Genomic DNA, 5,554 nt, shown 5'->3' with positions numbered 1-5,554 from the left:
CCCCCCCACCGGCCGCCGCCCGCCCCTACCCCGTCTTCAAAACCACTTGCGGCGTCGCTTCGACCGGCGCCACGTCATCGCGCCGCCGCAGATAGGGCGCGACCAAATTGCGCGCGCGGAACCATTCCTGGCGTTCGGGACTCAAAGTCTCGAAATTGCCGATCACGCGGCGGCACTCGGGGCTCTTGCACTGGCAGATCATGTGCCAGTTCGATTGCGTCAGCGTCGTCGAATAATCCCAGGTAATTTCATCGCCCGGCACGATCGGCCTGATCGCGACCAGCACCACGCCGTCATCGGTGAAGCGCAGCCCGGCGTTGGGTGAGCAGCTATGGTTGATCAGGTCGTCGATGCGGTTTGACGGCCCCATGTAATGTTCGGGCGTCACTTGCACGAAGCGGTCGCCCTGCCCGCGCATGACGCTGGGCACCTGATCGGCGCGAAAGCGGCGGCCAGTGAATTTCACGATCGCATCGCCCTCGGCGAACTCGACGGCGGCATAGACCGCCTTGCCGAGATGGTTCTCGCCGACCGAGAACAGATTGGCGGCGGGGCGATAGGCATCGAGCACATAGAAGCGCCCGTTGCGGAAGCCGAGCGAGCGCAGCGGGTTGATGGTGGCGAGGCCGATCATGAACCAAACGCTCGCGTGGCAGGCGACCTCGACGAAGATATAGGCATAGCCGGCGAGATTGATGTCCTCGCTGCGCGCGGCAACAATCAGCGTCGCCAGGTCACCGATCGTCCAAAGCCCCCAGGCGGGCGAGCGTTCGCGCGTGCGGTCCTGTGCCACGCTTTCCCAGGTCGGCCAGAAACTGACCGGGACGGCTGCGACCACCAGCATATGCGCCCAGAAGGCCGATCGGAACGCGACCCACAACAGCAGCGCGCCGAGGCAGGCAATCATGCAGATCGTCTCGCTGCGTGTCGGCGGGCTCCACGCCGATTGCCGCCAGATGCCGATCGTGACGACCAGACAGGCAACCGATGATACGAGGAAGACGATGCTCTGTGCAGCACCCGGATTGACGGCGGCATAGGTGCTTGCCTCGACCAGCGTCGCCGAACTCCAGATCAGCCATGAAGCGCGGTTGGGCTGCACGAGCTGGCGCCGAAGCCCCGTCAGATAGACGAGATACCCCGTGAAATTGGCCGCAACGGCAAGCAGGAACCAGAGCGTAATCGGCACCACCATCAGCATTATGGTTAACGTCGATTACCCTATCGCCCGACTCACGTCCACAAAAAGCTAGGATTCACCGCGAGTCGCGCGCAATCTGCCGATACGCGCCCCGATCAGCGCGCACAGCCAGGCGGCGAACTGGCATTGAAGGGTGCGTCACCGCTTGATTCAGGATGCTCGCCGGGGGCATGGCAGCAGCGACGGCGCCGAACGCGCGGCAGGGAATGGTGGCAGCAGTGACGATCGACAAAGTCTATCTGACCGCCGACGCGCTGCTCGCCGATTCCTTTCGTTTGGGGGTCGCGGTGCTCGACAGCGGCTTTGCGCCGACGCATCTCGTCGGCATCTGGCGTGGCGGCGCGCCGGTCGGGATCGCGGTGCAGGAATTGCTCGCCTATCACGGCGTCGATTGCGATCACATCGCCGTGCGCACCTCATCCTACACCGGTATCGACCAGCAGGACCCCGACGTGCGCGTCTATGCGCTCGGCTATCTGATCGACACGCTCGGGCCGGACGACCGGTTGCTCGTGATCGACGATGTGTTCGATAGCGGCCGCAGCATCCGCGCCTTTCTGCGCGAACTCGCCGCGCGCTGCCGGTACAACATGCCGCGCGAAATCCGCATCGCCACCGTTTACTACAAGCCGACCCGTAACCAGACCGATCTGGTTCCCGACTTCTATGTTCACAGCACCGATGCCTGGCTGGTCTTCCCGCACGAGATCAACGGGCTGAAGATCGACGAAATCCGTCGCAGCAAACCCGAAGCGCCGATCATTCTGCGCGAAGAGGAAAGACCATGATCGACTTTGCCACCCCTGCCGATCGTGCAGCCTTCATCGCTGCGCTGCCCAAGGCCGAGCTGCATTTGCATATCGAAGGGTCACTCGAGCCCGAGCTGATGTTTGCGCTGGCGCAGCGCAACGGCGTGGCGATTCCGTTCGCCTCGGCCGAAGCGGTCCGCGCGGCCTATGATTTTTCGAACCTGCAGGATTTTCTCGACATTTATTATCAGGGCATGGCGGTGCTGCTGACCGAGCAGGATTTCTTCGACCTGACCGCTGCCTATCTCGACCGCGCCTATGCCGATGGCGTGCGGCACGTCGAGATTTTCTTCGACCCCCAGGGCCATACCGAGCGCGGGGTCGCTTTCGACACGGTGATCGGCGGCATCACCCGCGCGCTGGCGGACGGAGAGGCGCGGCTGGGCATCACCTCGAAGCTGATCATGTGCTTCCTTCGCCATCTGAGCGAGGCCGAAGCCGAGGCGACGCTCGATCAGGCGCTCCTCCATCTCGGCAAGATCGCGGGCGTCGGTCTCGACTCGTCCGAACTGGGGCACCCGCCCGCGAAGTTCGCGCGTGTTTTCGCGCGCGCCCGCAGCCTGGGCCTCAAGCTCGTCGCCCATGCTGGCGAGGAGGGTCCGGCCGCCTATGTCCACGAAGCGCTCGACCTGCTCGGCGTCGACCGGATCGATCACGGCAACCGCTCGCTCGACGACCCCGCGCTGGTTGCGCGGCTGGCTGCGGCGGGCATGTGCCTGACTGTCTGTCCGCTGTCGAACCTGAAGCTGTGCGTGGTCGACGATATCGCCGCGCATCCGCTGAAGACGATGCTCGACGCGGGGCTCGCCGCGACCGTCAATTCGGACGATCCCGCCTATTTCGGCGGCTATGTGAATGCCAACTACCGGGCCGTTGCCGATGCGCTCGATCTGTCGCGCGACGATCTGGTGCGGCTGGCGCGCAACAGCTTCACCGGATCATTTCTGAGCCCTGCCGAACAGGCAGCCCATCTCGCCGCGATTGATCGCTACGCCGCTGCCTGATGCCGCAGTGGCCATGAACCTGTCGAGGAGACGTCGATGCCTCTCATGACACTCGCCCTCGCGGCGGCGGTTGCCGCGCAGCAAGCACCCGATGAACCGGGCCCCGATGATGTCGTCGTCGTTGTCCGCCGCAAGAATCAATGCGTCGTCAAACGCGCCGACAAGGTGCTGAGCAAAGAGGAATTTCACGAACGATCGAAGCTTTGGGCGGCGGGAGGCACCGCCCGCGTGTTCCTGCACAGCGATGCCAGCCTGCAATGCCGGTTGAAGATCGTGCATCAACTTGCCGAGTGGGACGTCCGCAATGTCGAGTTCGTCGATCCGGCCCGGCGCCCGGCCGCGCCCGAACCGCTGGCCCCCTTGGCCGCGCCGTCGCAACCGCTGGTCCGTGACAGCATCCCGCGCCCCGCCGCCAGCGAGTCCGACCGCGCAGACCCCGGCGGCGTCGAAATGAGCCCGTACAAGCGACAGCTCAATGCCGGGCTGGCCGCGCGACTGATTGCCAAGGGCGATTGCGCCGGCGCGATGAAGCTGGTGCTCGAGGCCGGCGACCTCGACGCTGCGGCCAAGGTCGCCGAAATCTGCCGCAAGAAATAGCAGCGCCCGGCGCGCCCCGTCAGCGCCCGACCGACGTGTAGGTAAAACCTGCCCGCTCGGCTTCGGCGATCGGGTAAATGTTGCGCAGGTCGACCATCACCGGTGCCGCCATCGTCCGCGCCAGCCGCTTCAAGTCGAGCGCGCGGAAAATGTCCCATTCGGTCACGATCGCCACGACATCGGCGCCCTCGGCAGCTTCATAGGCATCGTTCGCCAGCTCGATCTCGGGCATCATCGCCTTGGCATGCGTCATGCCTTCGGGGTCATAGGCGCGGATTTTTGCCCCGGCGTCGATCAGGCTCTGGACGATCGCCAAGCTGGGCGCGTCGCGCATGTCATCGGTGTTGGGCTTGAAGGTCAGCCCCAGGATTGCGACGGTCTTGCCCTTGGCATCGCCGCCGAGCGCGTTGATCACCTTGCGGCCCATCGCGCGCTTGCGGCTGTCGTTGACCTTCACCACGGCCTCGACAATGCGGACGGGCGATTCATAATCCTCGGCGGTCTTCAGCAACGCGAGCGTGTCCTTGGGGAAGCACGACCCGCCATAGCCGGGCCCGGCGTGCAGGAACTTGCTGCCGATGCGGTTGTCGAGCCCGATCCCGCGTGACACATCCTGCACATTGGCACCGACCGCTTCGCACAGATCAGCGATTTCGTTGATGAACGTGATCTTGGTCGCCAGAAAGGCGTTGGCGGCATATTTGATCAGTTCGGCCGTCCGCCGCCCGGTGAACAGGATCGGGCTCTCGTTCAGGAACAGCGGGCGATAGATTTCGCGCATCACCACTTGTGCGCGCGCATCGTCGGTGCCGATCACGATCCGGTCCGGGCGCTTGAAATCGCCGATGGCAGCACCTTCGCGCAGGAATTCGGGATTGGAAACGACCGCCACGTCAAGCTCGGGCCGGGCTTCGCGCAAAATTGCCTCGACCTTGTCACCGGTGCCGACCGGCACGGTCGATTTGGTGACGACGACGGTCGGCCCGGTGATAGCAGCGGCAATCTCGCGCGTTGCTTCAAAGACGTAAGTGAGGTCGGCATGGCCGTCGCCGCGGCGCGACGGCGTGCCGACCGCGATGAAGATGGCATCAGCGCCGGCCACACCCGCCTTCAGATCGGTCGTGAACGTCAGCCGCCCCGCCGCGACATTGGCCGCGACCAGTGCGTCGAGCCCCGGTTCGTAGATCGGCATCCGTCCAGCTTCGAGCGCTTCGATCTTGCTCGCGTCCTTGTCGACGCAGATCACATCATGGCCGAAATCCGAAAAACATGCCCCCGAAACCAGGCCGACATAGCCCGAACCGATCATCGTAATCCGCATCGAAAGCCCTCATCCCTCCCGGCACGCCGTGCCCGAAGCGCCTGCATCTAGCGCAAACGCGACCGATTGCCAGTGGCCGTAAGCGGAGCGCCGGACCGGTGCCGTCAGAAGAACAGCTTGCGTACCGACAGCCGGACCGACCGGCCAAGCGGATCCTGATAGGCAGGCTGGTAAGCGATCGGCGTTGCGCCGGTCTGGTCGGTGACGCGCTGGCGCTGGTTGAGCAAATTGTCGACCGCGATCGACACCCGCATCCCGCGCATCCAGCGATATTTCTTCAGCAGCTCAAGCCGCTGCGTCAAATCAGCGAACAGCCGCAGGTTGACGGTCGTCAGGCTGCCGAAATCGAGCGTCTGACCGGTGCCGCCAAGGCTGCCGTTGACGCGGGTCGCGCTCTGCCAATTCGCCGACAACCGTACGCCGATACCATTGTTGTTATACCCCGCCTGCGCCTCCAGCTCGTGGCGCGGCACCCCGGCCCCGCTGCTGACCGTATCGCCGTTCAGCAGGTCGAGCACCGGCCCCGCGCCGCCGATCCGCACCTGCTCGGTCAGCCGCCAAGTGTGGTAGAAAGCGAGATTGATCCGGCCGCCAGCTTGTGCGGCACCGCCGCCGCCGCCAC

5 protein-coding genes and 1 pseudogene are annotated in these 5,554 nt (G+C 64.7%); 3 read left to right on the top strand and 3 right to left on the bottom strand.

The annotated features are described in order from the left end of the window. Positions 1 to 25: 25 nt before the first annotated feature. Positions 26 to 1,195, bottom strand: coding sequence for an SET domain-containing protein (locus tag AX672_RS04480; RefSeq protein WP_231731152.1), 1,170 nt, complete (start codon positions 1,193 to 1,195; stop codon positions 26 to 28). Between the two features lie 176 nt (positions 1,196 to 1,371). Between AX672_RS04480 and AX672_RS04475 the strand changes: the two genes are divergently transcribed. Genes AX672_RS04475 through AX672_RS04465 form a run of 3 tightly spaced genes read left to right on the top strand, consistent with a single transcriptional unit; the run spans position 1,372 to position 3,611 of the window. Continuing rightward, positions 1,372 to 1,989 carry a phosphoribosyltransferase gene (locus AX672_RS04475; RefSeq protein ID WP_231731151.1) on the top strand — a complete coding sequence of 206 codons (618 nt, stop codon included), beginning with the start codon at positions 1,372 to 1,374 and terminating at the stop codon, positions 1,987 to 1,989. Beyond that, complete coding sequence (locus tag AX672_RS04470; RefSeq protein ID WP_066648886.1) at positions 1,986 to 3,014, top strand: adenosine deaminase; 1,029 nt, start codon at positions 1,986 to 1,988, stop codon at positions 3,012 to 3,014. Before AX672_RS04475 ends, AX672_RS04470 begins: the two co-directional genes overlap by 4 nt. Before the next feature lie 36 nt (positions 3,015 to 3,050). Next, positions 3,051 to 3,611: a hypothetical protein gene (locus tag AX672_RS04465; protein WP_168727328.1), complete on the top strand. Its 561-nt coding sequence runs from the start codon at positions 3,051 to 3,053 to the stop codon at positions 3,609 to 3,611. Positions 3,612 to 3,630: 19 nt separating this feature from the next. On the opposite strand, the gene AX672_RS04460 is transcribed toward AX672_RS04465, so the two are convergent. Together AX672_RS04460 and AX672_RS04455 are read right to left on the bottom strand one after the other, a co-directional pair. Continuing rightward, positions 3,631 to 4,932, bottom strand: a complete 1,302-nt coding sequence (locus AX672_RS04460; RefSeq protein WP_066648881.1) for a UDP-glucose dehydrogenase family protein — start codon at positions 4,930 to 4,932, stop codon at positions 3,631 to 3,633. 104 nt (positions 4,933 to 5,036) lie between these two features. After that, positions 5,037 to 5,554 (bottom strand): annotated as a pseudogene (locus AX672_RS04455) (TonB-dependent receptor); the annotation flags it as partial.

It is taken from the genome of Sphingomonas sp. CCH10-B3, assembly GCF_001556185.1.
GTDB lineage: Bacteria > Pseudomonadota > Alphaproteobacteria > Sphingomonadales > Sphingomonadaceae > Sphingomonas > Sphingomonas aquatica.
This window is presented reverse-complemented; position numbering and strand designations above follow the sequence as displayed.